This window comes from Nocardia sp. NPDC004604, from assembly GCF_040609795.1.
GTDB lineage: Bacteria > Actinomycetota > Actinomycetes > Mycobacteriales > Mycobacteriaceae > Nocardia.
In genome coordinates this window covers 1-17,747 of sequence record NZ_JBEXLC010000040.1, presented here as the reverse complement: position 1 = coordinate 17,747, position 17,747 = coordinate 1, and the positions used below count along the sequence as shown (strand labels likewise).

At 65.8% G+C, this 17,747-nt stretch carries 16 protein-coding genes and 3 pseudogenes; 7 read left to right on the top strand and 12 right to left on the bottom strand.

The genetic code is table 11. The features are described 5' to 3' along the window. Window positions 1-174: 174 nt before the first annotated feature. Together ABZW16_RS16645 and ABZW16_RS16640 are read right to left on the bottom strand one after the other, a co-directional pair. Window positions 175-1,581 (bottom strand): three-helix bundle dimerization domain-containing protein, encoded by a 1,407-nt coding sequence (locus ABZW16_RS16645; protein ID WP_354956659.1) that lies wholly within the window; start codon window positions 1,579-1,581, stop codon window positions 175-177. Between the two features lie 457 nt (window positions 1,582-2,038). Beyond that, entirely contained in the window at window positions 2,039-3,040 is a 1,002-nt protein-coding gene (locus ABZW16_RS16640; RefSeq protein ID WP_354956657.1) for a zinc-binding dehydrogenase, read from the bottom strand. A gap of 177 nt (window positions 3,041-3,217) precedes the next feature. Here ABZW16_RS16640 and ABZW16_RS16635 point away from each other — a divergent pair, with 177 nt between their 5' ends. Then, a complete protein-coding gene (locus ABZW16_RS16635) occupies window positions 3,218-3,904 on the top strand; it encodes an AraC family transcriptional regulator (protein WP_354956655.1) in 687 nt (228 codons plus the stop codon). A gap of 270 nt (window positions 3,905-4,174) precedes the next feature. On the opposite strand, the gene ABZW16_RS16630 is transcribed toward ABZW16_RS16635, so the two are convergent. The 4 genes from ABZW16_RS16630 to ABZW16_RS16615 all read right to left on the bottom strand — a co-directional run bounded on the left by ABZW16_RS16630 (window position 4,175) and on the right by ABZW16_RS16615 (window position 7,972). After that, window positions 4,175-5,593: a S8 family serine peptidase gene (locus tag ABZW16_RS16630; RefSeq protein ID WP_354956652.1), complete on the bottom strand. Its 1,419-nt coding sequence runs from the start codon at window positions 5,591-5,593 to the stop codon at window positions 4,175-4,177. A gap of 62 nt (window positions 5,594-5,655) precedes the next feature. Next, window positions 5,656-6,252: a DUF308 domain-containing protein gene (locus ABZW16_RS16625; RefSeq protein WP_354956650.1), complete on the bottom strand. Its 597-nt coding sequence runs from the start codon at window positions 6,250-6,252 to the stop codon at window positions 5,656-5,658. 88 nt (window positions 6,253-6,340) lie between these two features. Continuing rightward, on the bottom strand, window positions 6,341-6,976 hold the full coding sequence (locus ABZW16_RS16620; RefSeq protein WP_354956648.1) for a 1,4-alpha-glucan branching protein: 636 nt from the start codon (window positions 6,974-6,976) through the stop codon (window positions 6,341-6,343). Window positions 6,977-7,678: 702 nt separating this feature from the next. Continuing rightward, complete coding sequence (locus ABZW16_RS16615) at window positions 7,679-7,972, bottom strand: DUF1330 domain-containing protein (RefSeq protein ID WP_354956646.1); 294 nt, start codon at window positions 7,970-7,972, stop codon at window positions 7,679-7,681. Window positions 7,973-8,160: 188 nt separating this feature from the next. Between ABZW16_RS16615 and ABZW16_RS16610 the strand changes: the two genes are divergently transcribed. Then, window positions 8,161-9,063 carry a LysR family transcriptional regulator gene (locus ABZW16_RS16610; protein ID WP_354956644.1) on the top strand — a complete coding sequence of 301 codons (903 nt, stop codon included), beginning with the start codon at window positions 8,161-8,163 and terminating at the stop codon, window positions 9,061-9,063. A 95-nt stretch (window positions 9,064-9,158) separates the two neighbouring features. Here the strand turns inward: ABZW16_RS16610 and ABZW16_RS16605 are convergent. Beyond that, window positions 9,159-9,646, bottom strand: a pseudogene (locus ABZW16_RS16605) (Tn3 family transposase). Then, window positions 9,646-10,308, bottom strand: a complete 663-nt coding sequence (locus tag ABZW16_RS16600; RefSeq protein WP_354956726.1) for a DUF4158 domain-containing protein — start codon at window positions 10,306-10,308, stop codon at window positions 9,646-9,648. Before ABZW16_RS16600 ends, ABZW16_RS16605 begins: the two are co-directional and overlap by 1 nt. Before the next feature lie 179 nt (window positions 10,309-10,487). On the opposite strand from ABZW16_RS16600, the gene ABZW16_RS16595 reads away from it, so the two are divergent. Beyond that, window positions 10,488-11,495: an acyl-CoA desaturase gene (locus ABZW16_RS16595; RefSeq protein WP_354956642.1), complete on the top strand. Its 1,008-nt coding sequence runs from the start codon at window positions 10,488-10,490 to the stop codon at window positions 11,493-11,495. Window positions 11,496-11,679: 184 nt separating this feature from the next. Here the strand turns inward: ABZW16_RS16595 and ABZW16_RS16590 are convergent, their stop codons facing one another. After that, window positions 11,680-12,258, bottom strand: coding sequence for a TetR/AcrR family transcriptional regulator (locus tag ABZW16_RS16590; RefSeq protein WP_354956640.1), 579 nt, complete (start codon window positions 12,256-12,258; stop codon window positions 11,680-11,682). A gap of 168 nt (window positions 12,259-12,426) precedes the next feature. Between ABZW16_RS16590 and ABZW16_RS16585 the strand changes: the two genes are divergently transcribed. After that, window positions 12,427-13,356, top strand: a complete 930-nt coding sequence (locus tag ABZW16_RS16585) for an NADP-dependent oxidoreductase (RefSeq protein ID WP_354956638.1) — start codon at window positions 12,427-12,429, stop codon at window positions 13,354-13,356. A 199-nt stretch (window positions 13,357-13,555) separates the two neighbouring features. On the opposite strand, the pseudogene ABZW16_RS16580 reads toward ABZW16_RS16585, so the two are convergent. Both ABZW16_RS16580 and ABZW16_RS16575 read right to left on the bottom strand, forming a co-directional pair. Continuing rightward, window positions 13,556-14,071 (bottom strand): annotated as a pseudogene (locus ABZW16_RS16580) (recombinase family protein); the annotation flags it as partial. A 17-nt stretch (window positions 14,072-14,088) separates the two neighbouring features. Beyond that, window positions 14,089-14,193 (bottom strand): annotated as a pseudogene (locus tag ABZW16_RS16575) (hypothetical protein); the annotation flags it as partial. On the opposite strand from ABZW16_RS16575, the gene ABZW16_RS16570 reads away from it, so the two are divergent. Beyond that, window positions 14,146-14,373 carry a hypothetical protein gene (locus tag ABZW16_RS16570; RefSeq protein ID WP_354956737.1) on the top strand — a complete coding sequence of 76 codons (228 nt, stop codon included), beginning with the start codon at window positions 14,146-14,148 and terminating at the stop codon, window positions 14,371-14,373. The pseudogene ABZW16_RS16575 and the gene ABZW16_RS16570 overlap by 48 nt on opposite strands. A gap of 258 nt (window positions 14,374-14,631) precedes the next feature. On the opposite strand, the gene ABZW16_RS16565 is transcribed toward ABZW16_RS16570, so the two are convergent. Further along, entirely contained in the window at window positions 14,632-15,582 is a 951-nt protein-coding gene (locus ABZW16_RS16565) for a hypothetical protein (protein WP_354956636.1), read from the bottom strand. Window positions 15,583-16,316: 734 nt separating this feature from the next. Between ABZW16_RS16565 and ABZW16_RS16560 the strand changes: the two genes are divergently transcribed. Continuing rightward, entirely contained in the window at window positions 16,317-16,631 is a 315-nt protein-coding gene (locus ABZW16_RS16560) for a hypothetical protein (protein WP_354956634.1), read from the top strand. 289 nt (window positions 16,632-16,920) lie between these two features. Beyond that, on the top strand, window positions 16,921-17,532 hold the full coding sequence (locus ABZW16_RS16555) for a dihydrofolate reductase family protein (RefSeq protein ID WP_354956632.1): 612 nt from the start codon (window positions 16,921-16,923) through the stop codon (window positions 17,530-17,532). Window positions 17,533-17,747: the final 215 nt, after the last annotated feature.

Genomic DNA, 17,747 nt, shown 5'->3' with positions numbered 1-17,747 from the left:
CTGCCACGAGTGTCCGGCTACTCGAATCCCCCGCCCCCCGCTACTCGACCTCCCGGATCCGATATGTCGCCTTCGTTCTCCACGATCCCCCGATTACCCCGACTGGGCAATCGGTCATGATCTGGACATATCGGTCGCCGGTAAATGCCCTGGCAAAGGGCATACAGACCAGGACTAGTTGTAGGTCTTGGTGACGCCGTCGAGCAGGTGCTCGAGGGTGTCGTTGGTGGGGGTGTCGATCATGTCGATCAGATCGGCGGCCACCGCGACGTGGTTGTCGGCGGTGACCTTGGCGAACTGAGTGGGATCGCTGGTGCGGAAGCCGTGCTCGGCGGCCAAACGCTGCAGGTCCGGGTCGGTGGCGAGCAGGCGGCCGATGCGGTCGCCGGATGCGGTCAGCGGCACCAGGGTGTGCTGGGAGAGCACGGTCGGGGACGGGTAGGTCAGCACCATGCCCGGCTTGATCTGCCCGCGCACGGTCGCCTCGACGAACTGCGCCTCGTAGATCCAGACCATCGGCGTCGGACCCATGCCCGCCGAGAGGTATTCGCGGAACGGGCCCTCGGTGGAGTTCTCGGTGTACCCCTGCCGCACGAACAGTCGCGAAACCGTGGGCAACACGGCCTGCTCAGCGGCCGGACCCTGCACGATGGTGTTGTCGTTGGCGACGTGGCTGGCAATGGCCAGGTACATGGCCGCGGAGTTGGAGGTGCGCGGATCGGTGGTGGAAACCAGGATGTTCTTGTGCACCGGGTACACGGTGTTGCCGGGAAGCTTGTCCCACTCTGTGTCGGTGCGCACGAGTTCGAGATAGCGGGCCATATCGAAGGTCGGCACCGGCCCCGGACGCAGCACACCGGCCGCGGTCAGCAGGTCGGCGATCGGCTGGAAGGTCGCGATCGCCATGGGCGAGGAGAACGGCGTGTACTTGGTGCTGATATTGCGTGCCCGCTGGATCCGATCGGCGGCTGGCGCACTGGACGGGAAGGCGAAGTCGTACTTCCCGAGGTCGACCGAGGTCGCGATCTGCCGCGATCCCGCCGGATCGACCGCCACCTTGACACCCTTGCGGGCCAGCGCCTCCACGACGCGCGGATCCTCGAAGAACGCCATCTTCTCCGAACCGACCACCCCGTGCACCGTGGTCACCCCGGGCGCTGCCGCACCGGCCGCGGCCGGTGCGTCGGGCTGCCGCCCGGCGAATCCGACGACAAGTGCGAGGACCAGGACCACGATGGCGGCGGCGAGTGCCAGCAGCCGTTTATCGGCGACGAGCTTGCCCGCACCCGAGGCCACGATCGCGCGGATCCCCTGCGCCTGCGTCCCCGAATCTCCCTGAACAGCAACAGGTTCCGTTCCAGGCTCCGCTGCGGATGCGCTTTCGCCCGCCACGGCCGCCGCCAATTCCCTGCGGGCGATCCGCTCGATGAGAATCGGCACGAATTCCCGCACCGGATGCCCCTCGAAGCGCTGCCGCGCCGTACCCACCACGGTCTCGACCTGATCGGGCGGATAGTCGTCGACCAGGCGATCGGTCAACCGCTGGATGGCCTGCTCTTCGCGGACAGTAACGACACCCACCACAGTCTCCTCGGCGTCCCTTCGGTTTTCCGGTCACGACGGCACTCACCCCTGCCCGCGCCGCCGAACCCTACCCAAATTCTCCGCCACCCCGACACCAGCGCCACCCCCATCACTGGCGAGGGAATCCCATTTCGACTGTGCCAGTGGAGATCTGCCACGGACCGCCACCCACCGCCTCTGCGCAGGTCAGCGCGAAATCACCGGGCGATGGCCCGCTCGTACCAGGGCGGCACCGACCCCGAACCGATCAGAACTCCGACCCGAACTAGCGCCGAAAGTTCAACGGGCTATTCACCTTTCGCCACCCAGCGTTGTCCGCATGTTTCCACCACACCCTGGGACCGCCCTGCCGTGGCAGCAACAACGGACGTGCACGGCCAGCGGCCAGCGGGTAGCTGTTCATGCCTGTCTCGGTTCTCTGGTGCATGAGATGGCAGAGCATGAACATGAGCGGCTAGGGCACCACGACAAGCTTCCCGGTGGCTCTGTTGCTCTCCATGTACCGGTGAGCCGCAACGATGTCGTCCAGGCCGAAGACATGGTCGACGTTGGGTCGATAGACGCCTGCCTCGACCTCGTGGACGATTCGCTGCAACACGGTAGTGCCTGCGCTGCCCTCGAGGTTGTGGCTGTGGAAGGCCGTGAACTTGGTTCCGGACGGGATCATCGCTATCGGTTCGAAGTCCGGAATCAGCCATCCGCTGAGCGAGCCCGCCACGCACACCGTTCCGCCACGACGGACCAGGCGCAGCGAGTCCACCGCCGTGCACGCCCCGACGAGATCCAGCACGTAGTCCGGTCCCTCGGGCCAGACCGAGTGCATGCTCGCGGTCAGCGGTCCACCGGCATCGACGAGCACGTGGTCGACGCCGACCGCGGTCAAGGCGTCGGACCTGTCCTGCTGCCGAGTGGTGGCAGCGATCTCGACACCGTAGCTGGACGCGATCGACGCAGCCGCCATCCCCACAGACGAGGTCCCGCCGCGAATCAGCAACCGGCCCACGGCCTTTGGCACGATCCCCAACGCGTCCAGCGAGCCCCGCGCGGTCAAGTACGTCTCGGGCAGTGCGGCCAAGGCGTCCCAGGGCAGCGTGCTGCTGACCGGCATCAGCAGCGAGTTCGGCAACAGCGCATACTCGGCGTAACCGCCGTCGAACTCCCGTCCCATCTCACCCATCACCGCCGCAACGGTCGTCCCATCAGGGATCGTGGGATCGGTTGATACTGCCACGATTCCCACGCATTCGATCCCGAGCACACGCGGGAACCGCACGTTCGGGGAATGCCCCTGACGAGTCCTCAGCTCCGACCGGTTCAGGCCCGCGGCCTTCACCTGCACCAGGCTCCAGCCCTCCCGAACCGCTGGCACCGGCACCTCGCGGATCTCCAGCACGTCCGGGCCACCCGCCCGGACACAGACCGCCGCTCGCATTGTCGTAGACACGTTTTCGCGCATGCATTCACTGTCGCCCGGAGGCGGTGTGGCCGACCACCGATAGAATGCCAACTTATGCCCGTTGGCCGCCAACTTCCCCAGCCCGGTGGGACATCCCAACTATGGCCTTCCGGAGGGGTTCATCTATGGCCGTCGGGGGGAACAAGTTCGGCGCATTCCCATCCACGTGGACACCTGGTGTACGCGGCCCGTGGTGTCCTGTCGGTGCACACCGAACGCGGCACATCGATCGTTCCGGCCAACCGGGTCGCATGGACTCCCGCCGGATTCATGCACTACCACCGTGCGCACGGCCAGACCGATATGCGGATCGTCTTCTTACCGGCATCCCTGGCCCGGCTCGTACCAGACCATCCTGCCGTGTTCATGACCTCCGACCTCGCCCGCGAAATCCTGCTGACCCTCACGGGCCCACGCAACTACGACCGCGCCGCACGCGACCAAGACCGCGCCGCGCTCGCTCGCCTTCGCCGAGTCCTTGTCGATGAACTCCACGAAGCACACGAGCAGCCACTGCAACTGCCGGAACCACGCGATGACAGGTTGCAAGCCATTGCGCAGTTGCTGTACCAGAACCCCGCAGACAACACGTCATTGGCCGAACTCGGGCAGACGATCGGAGCCAGCGCCCGCACTCTCAGCCGACTGTTCCACAACGAACTCGGCATGACCTTCTATGAATGGCGCACACAGCTACGCATCTATCACGCACTCGTTCTTCTCGCCGACGGCCACGACGCGACCCACGCCGCCCATGCCTGCGGATGGGCGAACCCCAGCAGCTTCATCGCCGCCTTCACCAACATCATCGGCACCACCCCGGGCCGCTACCGCACCGGTCACTATCGCCGGACCACCCCATGACCTGGGCAGTGCGTCGTTCGCCACTGCTCACCCTGACCGAAAGACGACCCGCGGCAGTCGAATACGCGAACTCACCAGTCCGGCAACCCTTTCGAACCTCATCGGCAGTCATGCGTGGCACCACCAGCCGGCCCGGCCCGGCGGCGCCGAGAAGACCCTGCACTGCCAGATCGCATTCGTTCAGTGCTCGACCAGACCCTGCTCGGTCGGGTCGGAACAGGGCGCCGGGGACCCGCAACGGCCGGTAGCCGGTAGGCCCCCAGCCCGAATTCACGGTGCGATCAGGGCCTGGATATCGGGCAGATTCCCGATCCGCTGTGTCGCGGGCCGTCCCGGTGCGTCTGCTTGCGGTGAGCCGGTGGCACGCAACCGGGCCCGTACTTCGGCCGGAGTCTTGCGACCGGTGCCTGCGGCCGCCAGCCCCTGGTAGCTGGCAACCGAGCCGACGACGATCGGGGACGCGCTCGAGGTTCCGCTGAAAGTGTCTGTGTACCAATAGTCTTCGTCTGCACCGCCCTGCAGATCACCGTATCCGGTGGTGGTCACCTCCAGGCCCCAGCCCTGGGCGTCGACGCGGGATCCGTAGTTGGAGAAGGCGAGCCGTGAACGCGCGGGTCCGTGGTCGCGGCCGTGGAATCCCGGTGGCGGGGAACCCGCGCCGACCAGGATCGCACCGGAATCGGCCGCGCCGCCACGGAACGGGTTGCGCCAGGAGGACGGGAAGTCGGCGGGTCGGGTTTCATAGAGTGCGCTGTCGAGGTCTTCGGCGCCGTTGCCCGCGGCCCCGACCACGATGACACCCCGTCCGATGGCGTAGCGGATCGCGGCCCAGTCGTCGGGCCACCATTCGATCGCGATGTATCCCGCCTGGTCCGAACGGTTCTGGTAGTTGTAGCGAGGTCCGGGCCGGTGCAGTTCGAGCAGGATGATGTCGCCCGCGCCGAGCGCGTCGGCGGCGGTGCGGATGGCGGCCGCGGAACCCGCGTCGAAGACCGAGACCGCGCGGATGGCGGCATCGGCGGCAATGCCCGTAATGCCGAAAGTGTTCACGTCACCGCTGATCTCACCGGCCACCGCGGTGCCGTGATTGCGCCAGCCCAGATCCGCCGACGGCGCGTTGCCGATCACCCCGCCCTGGTTCGCCAGCAGGTCCTCGTGGCTGAACCGCCACGCGCCCTCCACATCCACGATGCGCACGCCCGCGCCGCGACCACCGGGTTGGGTCCAAGCCCAGCGGGCGTTCACCCCCTGCGGTGCGGCCTCCAGATATCCCTGCCGGACTTCGTAATTCGGCGTGACCGGCGGTGCGTCCTCGAGTCTTCGGGCCGCGATATCGGCCAGCACCACCGGTGGTGCGATCGGCGGCTCGGCGGGCGGTTTGATGTAGGCCGCCTCGACCGTGTCATCGGCACGCAGCCGATCCGCGACCGCCTCGAGTTCGGCCGCGACGCCGCGCACCGCGAAGTAGTTCAGATATTCCGCACCGATCGGCTCCTGATCGGTGTCCGCGATCCGCTGCGGCAGCCGATTGGCGGGCCCGAAGATCCGCACCGGCGCACCGCCTTCGGGCAGCAACTCGACCAACCGGGATTGCGCCGCGAGACTCTCGCGCACCGCATTCTGGTCGATACCCGCCCGCGCACCGCGGGTGACAACGATCAATTCCGAACCACTCGCTGTGGGTGCCATGCCCGACAGTTAACCCGCCACCCGATCTTCGTGCCACCGCACCAATTCGAGTGTGTGCCAACTCAGTTCGGGATTACCGGAATGGGCACGGTGTCCGGGACCGGGACAACATCGCCACGGCGGCGGGCGCCGGTGAGGATTTCCAGTGCGCCGATCACGATCGCGCAGCCACCGACCGCCAAGGCCAGTACCTCGAGTGAATCGAAGGGCAAGACGATCACGACCATCCCGACCATCATGGTCAGCAGCCCGAACACCTCTTGCCAGCCACTTTCTGGTAACCCATCGGACCAGACCGCTACGGTGGCCTGCGCGATGCCGCGGATGGCCCAGCCCAGGCCGATCAACACTGCGAGCAGCACCACCGAATTCGCGCTGCGCAACGACAATACTGCCAGGGCGACGGAGGCAACGCCGCTGAAGAATACGAAGATCCGCAGCGCGGTCGCGAATCGCGAACCCATGGCGATGATGAGCTGTAACGCGCCGCCCCACAGCAGATAGAGGCCGAACAGCAGTTGCGCGGTAGCTTCGGTCTTGTGCGGCCACACGGCGATGAGCCCCCCGAGGGCCACCGAGCCGATGCCTGCGAACAACACCGCCTGCCGCGCCCCGCCGACAGGCTCACCCCCAGGACCCGCACTCTCGTTTTCGGGCATAGCACCATGGTATGACTCGAGAATGCGGATAGCCGAATGTTTGCTTTCGACTCGCGGAACTCCGATAATTTTCCACCGGATTCCCGGCTCATGCTCCCATCGCGAGAACTACAGCGCGGGCGGTGGAACCGTCGCCGAGTTGCCACGGCACGCTCACTCGGGCATTGGCTGCGTCAGGGGCGTCAGCGGTGTTCAGGACGTGGCGAAGCACCGCGATCGCACCGCCCTGCACGGCGATATCGGTGTATGAGGGCCCATCGGTGGTCGAGACGAGTTCGCTTGCGGTGTCGGCGAGTTCGCCGACCGTGACGATGACCGATGGGTCCGGAGTGTCGCTCTCGCTCTGCGCCTGCGGCCGCGCTCGCCCGGTCAGCAGCGCGACAATCTGGGCGACCGCCACCGGATCCCGGGTTCCGTCATAGATCCAACGCTGTCCGAGTATGCCGTGTATCGAGGTGCCGATAAGGGCTTCGTCGGCACCGTCGAGTGGCGCGCCACGGTATGTCAGCGGCAGGTGGTAGGTGCGGGCTTCCGGCCCCGCACCATCGGTCACCAGCATGAATTCGATGCCGACCGCACCCGTCGGATCGTCGAGCCGGAAGCCACCGGCCTTGGTCAGCTCCGGTGTGCGGTCGCTGTCTCGATACCAGGGCCGGGTCGGCAGCCAGGCGGTGAGCAGCTCGAGTTTGGTGGGAGACATTGTCGTGCGGTGGATTACAGCCATGGGGCACACTAACCTTCGGCGGCGGGGCAGCGCTACGAGGATGAACCGCGCGGTGTGGTACTTCGCCGCGGTCTTGCCGCCGCGGGTGCGGCAGGTGCTGCCCGCCGGGGCCCCGGCCGCTACCGATGCAGTTGCACGAAAGCCATCACGATGCACAGAACCTGTGCTACCTGCGGGCTCACGAGGAACGGGCCTTCGCGGTAGATCTGTGGCATGACCACCTGATCCCCGAAGCAGGGCAGCCGGCTCCAGTGCGCCATCCTGGCGCAGCCAGGCGCGCCCCTGGGCCACTTCAACAACAGAAGAACCGCAGATCGAAACCCCTCGAAAGAGGTCTTGACCTGCGGTTCTTCAAACTGTATATCAGTACTCTGAGTAGCCCCGACGGGGCACACGGCAGATGGATGCAGGATGCGCCCCTGGTCATCGAAGCCTTGTGTTCGCTGGACCGATCTGTCGTGTGAGAAGCGGTTCGCGGTTCGCTTCGGGCGAGGGTGAGTTTCGTCGACGAGGTCAGCGAGACAGTCCAGCTGGCCCGGACGTCGCGTCGCTTCTTCGATCCGCCCGACAGGGATCAGGCCGTCGAGGACGTCGACGACGAACTGGGACGCGGGGCATGGCTTCGAACTCGTCTCGTGAGTCGTCGTTCAGCACCGTCTGCATACCAGGTGACGGATGCTCAGCGATGGCTGGGCCCGCCGGTCAGTCGATGCCTTCGATGATGCGGAAGTCGCGCTCGACGCCGTCGGGGAGGGCCACCAGCGCCTTCTGGTATGCCTCGCTCTCGTATGCCGCGACGGCCTGTTCAAAGCTGTCGAACTCGATCAGAACGACGCGTTGCGTGATTCCGGCCTCGTGGGCGACGACTCGACCGCCACGGGACAGGACGCGCCCGCCCCCAGCCTGGACAGCCGGACCGGCCAGCTTGTTGTAGGCAGTCAGCCTCTCAGGGTCGGAAATGGCGGGGTAGACACTGACCCAGTAGCCCTTAGCCATGGAAACCTCCTGTGTTCGGCCGGACACGTCCGACTTCGAATTGACACTTAGATCGATCGTTCCCGGCGACGGGTACTGCGGTCAGTTGAATCGTCATATGCGCAGGTTAGGGCTTGATGTGCGGTCGAGGGAAAGATCAATACGGGATAGGCTCAGAACGGATCGTTATCAATCGACAGGGAGGGCATGTGGCGCCGGATACGGTGAGCCTGCGGTACTTTCTGGTGCTGGCGCAGGAGTTGAACTTCACCCGTGCGGCCGCTCGGATCGGTATCGCGCAGCCTGCGCTCAGTGCCCGGATGCGCCGGTTGGAGGCGGAACTCGGTACGAGCCTGCTGGTTCGTAACACGCGTAGCGTCGTATTGACCACGGCCGGTGCGGCTTTGGCGGAGTCCGCGCCGCCTGCGCTGGCGGCGCTGGACCGGGCATGGGACACCGCCCGGAATGCGGGGGCCGGTGAGCTGGGCACGCTGCGCATCGGATACAGCCTCAGCGCGGGGGCCGAGACGGCACCGGCCCTGGTGGACAGGCTCATTCGCAGCAGTCCGGGACTCGAGGTCGGCGCGGTCCCGATGGCGACACCGGAGATCTCCCCCGCGGTCGCCGACGGCCGCCTCGACGCGGGGATCACCCGCGGTGAACAGCCGGGCCGTGGCGTGCGCCGGTTCCTGCTGCGGCGTGCGCGCGTCGGGGTCCAATTGGCACAGCATCATCCGCTGGCCGAACACCCGGAGATCGAGATCGCCGACGCGGCCGGGTATCCGCTGCGACTCCCCGACCGTGCGGCCAACCCCGTGATCCACGATCAGCTGTCCGCACTGTTCCGCGACACCCGGCCAGACCCCCGATTCCTCACGCCCGCAGTCTCTTTCGACATGTCTCAGCGCGACCTGCGCGACGGGGTCACCCTCGCCCCGGCCGGTGAAGCCGCGGTCACGACACAACCGGCCGGTCTGACGTGGCGACCGCTGCGGGGCGCGCCCAGCCTGACGATCCACCTGGTCCTCCCGCGCGTGCAGTCGCCACTACACCGCCGCATCCGTACCGTCGCTAAAACCCTGGCACACGAGCTGCACTGGCTGCCGGACTGACGCGCGGCAGGTCACGCGAGACGGACGCCTGCGGTGGTTACTACCGGAAGCCCACTACCCGGCGACTCGTTCGCGGGTCAGGTCCAGGCGGGTGCTCATGTCGAGGCGGAACTGCCCGCCTGGTAGGTGGGATGTTTCGGGCCGCCGCGGGTGAACCGCCGCAGGATCGACTCCGATTCGGCGGTGCCCAGGCGCAGCGCGGTGGCGTATTTGACCATCTGGTCGTACTGCTGCGCGATCAACTCCCACCTGATCGGTCGGGTCAGAACGGGACCAGCTGTCCGTACACGGCGGTGTCGTCGGGCCGGTACATGCGGATCGAGCCGATGTTCTTCAACCGGGGCAGCAGCTTGAACCCCAGCAGTTCGGTGAAGGCGAACCCGACCACCGAAGCGCCGTGCGTATCAACGTAATTCGCTTCGATCTCCGCGTCGGTGCAGTGCCGCAGCAACCCCTCGATCATCGCCGCCACCTCGCTGGAGGAGCAGGATTTGAGCTGGGAGTAGATACACACGTTGCGGCGCTCGACGTGCCAGTAGATCATCACCCCGTACCCGCCGTAGCGCTGGTGGTACTGGGTCATCAGGTTCGACTCCCACGACCCGAACTTCTTCGAATCACTGGCACAGGAAGTGCCGGTGCGAGCGGTGCGGCACCGACCGCAACGAGGTTGTTCAACCGGTCGATCGACAGCTCACTCAACCATGCCACGGTGCGTTCACAGAACCGTTTCTCGAACGTCGACCGCGCCGAGCCGATCAGCCGGTCGATCCGTCCCGACGTCGGCGGCTCGATCCGCTCGGCGCGGCACCGCACCAGCAGCGCCTGGCGCAGCTGCTCATCGCGCAACTCCACCGGGCACACCTCGGCGGCCAGCCAGCCGGTGAGCTTGTCCTCGTCACCGACGCTGAACTCGCGGAAACCGAACGCCGCCCGGACCCGTTCGCGGTGATACTTCGCAGAACGGCCCGACCACGGATACGCGCCGAACTCGGCAGGATCGACCTTCAGCTGCTCGGCCACATAGGACACCACCGCGGCCGGGACCTCTTCCGGACCACGCGGGAACCGAGCCTCCAGCTCGAGGAATTTCAGAAAAACCCCGAAGCCCAGCCGTGTGGCCCCGGACTTGTTCCCCACCAGCTGCCAGTCGCTACCGACCAGCGTCCACGACCCGATCAGATCCTCGGTCGACCATTTGCACTTCCTGACAGCTTCAGGATTCCGGGGCCGTACAAACACCATCGCGGTGGCCAGCGGCACACCGCTCCAGCGAGGTCGTTTCCGGGTCGCCGAGGGACAGCGGATGCTGCTGTCGGCGTGGTTGTCATGTAGATGTATCACCGATCCGCAGGCCTGTTCACATGGACGTGGTCTCCATGCGGCAAGCTGGTTCCGTGGTAGTAGCGTCTGATGTTGTCCCGGTGCGTGGTAGTGAGTACTCGGTCTTGTTGCGTCGGATCCGGGAGGCGGATCTGTTGGACCGCCAGTTGCGGTACTACGGGTGGAAAAGTGCGATTACCGCAGGGGCGTTCGTTGCCGGGTGGGTGGGGTTCTTCGTCGTCGGAGATTCGTGGTGGCAGCTGGGTGTTGGGGTGTTCCTGGCCGCGGTTTTCGCGCAGATCGCTTTCCTGGGACATGACGCCGGGCACAAGCAGATCTTCGCTTCCCGGCGAGCCAACTACCTGTACGGCATGATCGTCGGCAATCTCGGTATCGGGCTGAGCATCGGCTGGTGGACCAGCAATCACAACAGGCACCATGCCCACCCCAACACCGAGGGTGCGGATCCCGACGTCATGGGAATCCTGGCCCATTCCAGCGAACGCGCACAGGCCGGCACGGGTATCCGTCGGCTGATCTTCCGCTACCAGGCCTGGCTGTTCTTCCCAATGTTGTTGCTCGAAGGCGGCAGCTTGCACTACGCGAGCGTCCGGGCGGTATTTCGCTGGCCGATCCCGAATCGCGTCTGGGAGGGTGCACTGCTCGCCGCGCACGGTGTCGGGTACCTCTCCGCGGTGTTCCTGGTCCTGTCGCCGGGTAAAGCGTTGGCGTTCATCGTTGTTCAGCAGGGTCTGTTCGGGTTGTACATGGGCTGCACGTTCGCCCCCAACCACAAGGGGATGGAAGTTCTGCCCGAAGGCGACAACACCGACTTCCTGCGCAGACAGGTGCTCACCTCACGTAATGTTCGCGGCGGCTTTCTCATCGATACCGTCCTGGGCGGCCTCAACTATCAGGTCGAGCACCACCTGTTCCCGTCGATGCCCCGCGCCAACCTGCGGCGAGCCCAGCCGATGGTCGCCCAATTCTGCGACGAGATCGGCGTGCCCTACTGCGAGACGAGCCTTGTCGAGTCCTACGTCCAAGCGCTGAGCCACCTCAACGACGTCGGGCGCCAGACCCGGACGACACCTCAGCCGGTCGAATAGGCTCAGAACTCCCGAAGTTGACCCCAGGGGCAAAGTAGGTCGGATCGGCTGATGTCCAGGCGATCCCGCTGCGGCGCTACACGATGCGGGCCTGTTATCCGGGGCAGGCGAGAAAGGCGAGAACGGATGGCGGCGACCGTGCACCGGATCCGGACGGCCGCCCCCGCACCGTGCGGGTCTCAGCTCAGGGCTGGGTGGGGGCCCCGTCTGCGGTGAGAACAGCAAGCAAGTCTGCGGCGCAGTCCGACAGCAGTCGGGCGTGGTCGGCGTTCTCGTCGGCCATCCACCGTTCGCCGGCCAGGCGGAGAATTGCCATGCCGGCATCGGTGGCCAGCCGCGCTGTCTGAGAGTCGTGGCCGCGGTTCTCCAGTGCGGCGGTCAGGGCCTGCGACAAGGTTGCGAGCTTGATCAGTTCGCGCTCCTGCAGTGGCGGATTGGCGGCGATCACCGCCGATCGCTCCCGTAGGAACTCGCGCGGGCGGATCACCTCCGGTGCCGTGCTGAACGCGGCCATCAGCGTGGTCAGCGGATCGGTGCCTTCGGGAGCGACTTCGATCACGGCAAGGAAACGCTCCTCGAGTTCTTCACTGCCGCCGAACAGCACCTCGCGCTTGTCTGTGAACCAGCGGTAGAAGGAACGCTCGGTGAGGTTCGCGCGCTTGGCGATCTGCGCGACCGTCGTGCGGTCGTACCCCTGTTTGGTGAACAGGTCCAGCGCCGCTCGTTCCAGGCGGCCGCGCGTATTGCCCTCCCATCGTGCCATGCCACAAGCATAGCGACAGCAGATGCTGTCGTCACCTGCTAGCCTGTTCGATGACAGCATCTGCTGTCACGGCGTTCTGAACTCTGCCTTGATGTCGTGGTGCGGCATCAGGAATGCGCATTGCTCATGCCGACGACCTGCCTGCTCCGGAGGATCCCTGTGCCAACCATGAAGCGAATCCAGTACCGCCAATACGGCGGCCCCGAGGTGCTACGCCTCGACGAGGTCGAGGTGCCGAAGCCGGGCAAGCGGCAGCTGCTTGTTCGCGTGAGGGCAGCATCCGCGAACCCGGCGGACTTCGTGGTCCGTAGCGGTGGTCTCAAGCTGCTTACGGGCCGGCGCTTCCCACGCGGACTCGGTCACGACTTCGCGGGTGTCGTGGAGCGCCTCGGTGACGGGGTCACCCGCTTCAAACCAGGGGATGCCGTATTCGGAGGGACGATGATGCGGCCGGCAGGCGCGTTCGCCGAGTGGGCTGTCGTGGATGAGAAGTTCACCGCGAAGAAGCCGGCTGAGGTGTCCTTCGAGGAGGCTGGCGCCATTGCGACCGCCGGAGCCACCGGCATGAGCGCCGTTCTCAAAGCCGCCAAGCTGCAGGCCGGCCAGAGCGTCTTCATCACCGGCTGTCTCGGCGCCGTTGGCCGCACCGCCGCTCAGCTGGCGCTGATGCGCGGCGCCTGGGTGGCAGGCAGTTGCCGCGACACCGCCCAAGCGGACGCTGAGGCACTCGGTATCGATCCCGTCGTCGGATTCGACTTCGATCCGATCCCCTTCAAAGGCAAGTTCGACTTCGTCGTGGATACCGCTGACGCGCTTCCGCTCGATGTGGCACGGAGCATGCTCAAGCCCGGCGGCCACATGATCGACGCGGCCCTCTCACCAGGGAAGGTCGTGCGCAGTGTGTTCACCCGGCAATACAAGCCACTCATGGTGCCCTGGGATTTCAAAGACCTCGAAACGCTCGCTCGAGTGGCAGTGGAGGGCAAGATCAGCTTTCCCGTTGCCCGCACCGTCCCCCTCGATCAGGCCATTGATGCCCTCACAGAACTGGAGACACGTCGCACTCCCAAAGGCGGAAAGCTCGTTATCACCCCATGACCAGGCCCGTGAGACGGGTGAGCTCGCATGAGGAAGCCGCAGAAGCCCGGTCGCACGGCTGCCCGTCCGGCCCGCGTGGCCTCTGCGCAGTGGGCGGGTCCTCGAGTTGCGGCGCTACAGCGGTCACCTCACCGCAGGTCACTCTTTTCCCAGTGGCGATGTCGACTGCACGGATGTCGGCACTCGTGAGCGCGGGCGGTCAGCTGGCGGTGGTGCGCGGGTCGACGCGGATATTGCGATAGACGGTCATGGGGGTGACGCCGCAAGACTGGGCGATCTCAGCCATGGTGAAGGACCTCGAGTCGTACATGCGTTGAGCCTTGTCGACCAGGGCCGGGGTCATCTTGGGTTTGCGGCCGCCTTTGCGACCTCGGGCGCGGGCGGCAACAAGCCCAGCGGCGGTGCGCTCGGCGATAAGGGCGGCCTCGTACTCGGCCATGAGGGCGAACATGCCGAACACGAGCTTGCCGTGTGCGGTGGTGGTGTCGACGATGCCGTTGGTCAGCGACCTCACGCCCACCCCGCGTTGCCCGAGGGCGGCGACGATGTCGATGAGGTCGCGCAGGCTGCGGCCGAGCCGGTCGATCTTCCAGACGACGAGGGTGTCACCGGGGCGCAGGTCGGCCAGGCACGCCTGCCACTGGGGTCGGTCGGCCTTGGTTCCGGAGGCATGGTCGGTGTAGACCTTGTTGGACCAGAACAGCGCCGACAGCGCGCGTCGTTCGTTGTCCCCATCATTTCTCGGAACCTCGGGTCTTCGAGCACCCGCTGGAGCAGCAGGGTGTTGACATGGACGAGCGCCGATTGGAGCAGGTGCAGCGCGAGCATGGAGACTTCGGCGTGCTCTCGGTCGGGGCCGGTGAGGTCGCCGTCCTTGCCGAATTTCAGCAACAGGCTGAACCCAAGACGAGTCGCCCCAGTCTTGTTGCCCACCAACCGCCAATCGTCACCGACCAGCGTCCACGACTCGATCAGCTCCTCGGGCGACCACCCCTGACGCACGAGCCCAAACCGTAAGGCCGATCAGCAGTTACCCGCGCGTTCTACTTTGCCCCTGGGATCAGCTTCGGGAGTTCCGGGTCGGTTCGGAGCAACCTTGCACGGGACAGCCACACCAACACCAACATCGGTAGCCGGCGGCCGAGAAATTCCAGCACCTCCGCATAGGCGGCCACTTTGTGGCTCGGGCCACAGACCTTAGTTCGGGGCCTAAGGACAGCTATTTCAGAAGGCCGCCGCCGTCGTCGTCGAATTCGAAGGATTTATCGCGGTCTGCTATCCCGGAGCCGCATCGGACACCGATCCCCTTCGGCTCTCGCGAGATTCGGCGACCATATGGTCCAGCTGACGTTCCGCCCGTTCCGCTCGCGCCAATGTCTGTGCCCGGGCGTCATCGAGTGCGGCCAACCGTTCGGCCGCTTCGCGCCGCGCCTGCTCGACTGCCGCCGCCGACTCGGCACGCACCGCCGCGATCTCCGTACTCGCTGCGAGGCGAACATCGGCGAGCTCACCACGGGTTCGATCCAGTTCCGCCCGCACCCGGTTCAATTCCTCGCGTGCCTCCGCAACGGCCTGATTGCGCTCGGCGGCAGCCTGTTCGGCGCGTTGGATGGCACGCTCGGCATCGGCGGCACGCTGTACCGCCAGATCGCGTTCGGCACCGGCCGCGGTGATCTGCTGGGCGGATTCGCGGCGGATCTGCTCGATCTCGGCGGCCGCCTTGCGCCGCGCCGATTCCACATCTTCGGTTGCCTGCTGCCGTGCGCGTTCCACATCATCGGCGGCCTCGCGGCGGATGGTGCGAATCTCCGATTCGGCCGCGCTGCGCGCCGCGAATACATCGTCGGCGGCCTGTTTGGTCGCCCGCTCGACCTCGCGCATCGCATCTGCCCGCGCGGTATCCGCCTGGGCGACCATGGATTCCGCATGCTCGGCCGCACTCGCCGCATCGTCGGCGGCCGATTCCGCCGCCGCCCTGGCCTCATCCGCCTCCCGACGCGCCTGCTCGGCTGTGACCGTCGCAACCTCCGCCTCGGCGATCCGCCGCGCCGCATCCGCTTGCACGGCCTGTACCTGCGCCTCAGCGATCGATGGATCGGCAAGGGTGGATAGCTCGGCCACCGCCGCGGTCAGCGTATTGCCGAGTTGATCTGCCAGCCCACGGAATTGGGTGAGCAGCTCGTCGGCACGCAACCGAGCCACCGTCGCCGGCCCCTGCTGCGTCACAGTGACAGAACTCGGGGGTGCTTCCGATTCCTGTTGCTGCCGTTGACGTTCTCGCCACGCTCGCCACCGCGTGTGGTCTGGATGATCACAGTATTCCGAGGGTCGCCCGGGCCCTCCCCCGCGTGTAATCGGTCGAGCACACCCCGGGTAGCTACAAACATTGGACACCACAGAATAGTAGCGTTGGTTTCGTCAATTCCAACGTATTCACACGAAACGAAACCCGTGCCGTCTCAAGAACTTCCCTATACCGATCACCTCGTTCTAACCTCCGATAAGTGAACATTATCGGCGGTCAGCCTCCGTGGAATCGCCATGAGCTCGATGCCCTGGTTTCGTTTACGTTTGGTATGCGCAAACGCAACGTATCTCAAACGGAACTCATGAAAAACTTGCGGAGGTCGACGTGCCGTCCCCCGAGGCGGGGACGATGTCACGGTGGGGCGTGAGCTTGGCCATCTAGCGTGGAGCGTTGGGGGTTTCGAGGCTGTGCTGGTGTTGGATTCGAGCCCGCTCGAGCTGATCGCGGACAAGGATCGGGAGCGTTCGATGCCACCGGTCGTGCCTGCACCGAGGTGGGTTGGCGGTATGCGGTGTGGGATCGCCTCGACGGTGCGCTGGTGGCCAATCAGCGGTGGCTGGCGGGTATCGGCATCCGCGTTGCATGAATGCCGAGGTTGCCCCGGCCCTGAATGCAGAATGCTCAACACTCGCCGGGGCGAGCGACCGCTCGGATGCCGGAGCACAGCGATCTGGGCCTGCTCGTGCTGCCCGAAGCGGTCTGCCTCGCTGAAGCGCTCTGCGATCTGGACTGGCGGCGCTACGTCGCCATGGTCGAGCTCAATTTCGACCTGACCCAGTTCTACGACCACGTCGCCCACCGACTCGGGCAGCCCAGAATGTTCGCACGCTCGATCGCCTGGAACCGCGATGGCGATCCGCTCAGGAGATGGGTTATGGCGCACTGCGGTCGGCACAAGCAGACACGCAACCAATACTGGGACAGGGTCCGCCGCCATCAGCTACCACTGGTCCATAGCGGTAGATGACGCGATCCTTACCGCCCCTAAGCTCGGCTTTCACCCCGCGTTCGACGCCGGCCACCACTGGTCAGGATCTCCGCGATCGATCTGGTCCACGAGCTTGTCCGCACTGGGCGCGCTCGAGGAAGTGGAGCGCGGTTGCCACGACACTGTCGTGCTGCCGGATTGCTGACGACCGGCGTCCCGAAAATTCTTCAAAGAAATCCGGGAGGCGGTGTCGGGTTGGGGCGGTGGTGTTCGTAGCAGGGGTGAGGCTGCCCACAAGGGGCGCCGCCAAGGCAAAGGAACCGCGATCATGAAGCTGACGACCATGACTCAGGTCACCATCGATGGAGTGATGCAGGGAAACGGCGCCGCGCCGGATGACCGCAGGAACGGATTCGAGCGCGGTGGATGGGCCCGGAGGAAGGGCGACGACGAGACCAGGACGTTCATCACGCAGACCTACCAGCGCGCAGAGGCGTTCCTGTTCGGCCGGCACACCTACGAGCTGTTCGCCGGCTCCTGGGGATCAATCGACCAGATGCGCGCACATCCCATCGGCGTGGCCTTGAACGAGGCCCCCAAGTACGTTGCCTCGACCACGCTCACCGCGCCGGGTTGGGAAGACACGACCGTTCTCCGCGGTGACCTCGCGGCGGCCATCATTGAGCTGAAGGCCAAGCCCGGGGGCGAGCTGCAGGTGCACGGCAGTGGCGTCCTGACCCGGTGGCTGCTGGAGAACGATCTGGTCGACGAGATGACTCTGATCGTGATCCCGGTGATCCTCGGCCAGGGCGCGAGACTGTTCCCGGAGACCGGCCCGGATCTTGCGCTCGACCTGGTCGAGTCGCGAGTCGACTCGAAGGGCGTGACGATCCAGGTATACCGGCCGGCCGGGCGCCCGCAGTATGCGCCAACGGCTTGAAGTCCCTGACCACCGAACCACGCTGTCTTGACACCACAGAAGAGGATCTTCAGATGCAGTACCTGGTTTCCGTGATCGATGACAAGAGCAATCCCGGCACGCCGAAGCCATTTCGATTCGGGGTCGTTGCCCCGCTCAGGACCGACCTGCCGACGTGGCGAGATCGCGTGCGCCGCATCGCCGACAGCGGCTACTCGACGCTGCTGGTGCCCGAC

Bases quoted from the DNA above. Each gene is read 5' to 3' on its own strand.
- ABZW16_RS16640 (WP_354956657.1), bottom strand. From the start codon at position 3,040: ATGCGCGAAAACGTGTCTACGACAATGCGAGCGGCGGTCTGTGTCCGG.
- ABZW16_RS16630 (WP_354956652.1), bottom strand. From the start codon at position 5,593: ATGGCACCCACAGCGAGTGGTTCGGAATTGATCGTTGTCACCCGCGGT.
- ABZW16_RS16625 (WP_354956650.1), bottom strand. From the start codon at position 6,252: ATGCCCGAAAACGAGAGTGCGGGTCCTGGGGGTGAGCCTGTCGGCGGG.
- ABZW16_RS16620 (WP_354956648.1), bottom strand. From the start codon at position 6,976: ATGGCTGTAATCCACCGCACGACAATGTCTCCCACCAAACTCGAGCTG.
- ABZW16_RS16615 (WP_354956646.1), bottom strand. From the start codon at position 7,972: ATGGCTAAGGGCTACTGGGTCAGTGTCTACCCCGCCATTTCCGACCCT.
- ABZW16_RS16600 (WP_354956726.1), bottom strand. From the start codon at position 10,308: ATGGTGTTTGTACGGCCCCGGAATCCTGAAGCTGTCAGGAAGTGCAAA.
- ABZW16_RS16590 (WP_354956640.1), bottom strand. From the start codon at position 12,258: ATGGCACGATGGGAGGGCAATACGCGCGGCCGCCTGGAACGAGCGGCG.
- ABZW16_RS16585 (WP_354956638.1), top strand. From the start codon at position 12,427: ATGAAGCGAATCCAGTACCGCCAATACGGCGGCCCCGAGGTGCTACGC.
- ABZW16_RS16570 (WP_354956737.1), top strand. From the start codon at position 14,146: ATGGACGAGCGCCGATTGGAGCAGGTGCAGCGCGAGCATGGAGACTTC.
- ABZW16_RS16560 (WP_354956634.1), top strand. From the start codon at position 16,317: ATGCCGGAGCACAGCGATCTGGGCCTGCTCGTGCTGCCCGAAGCGGTC.
- ABZW16_RS16555 (WP_354956632.1), top strand. From the start codon at position 16,921: ATGAAGCTGACGACCATGACTCAGGTCACCATCGATGGAGTGATGCAG.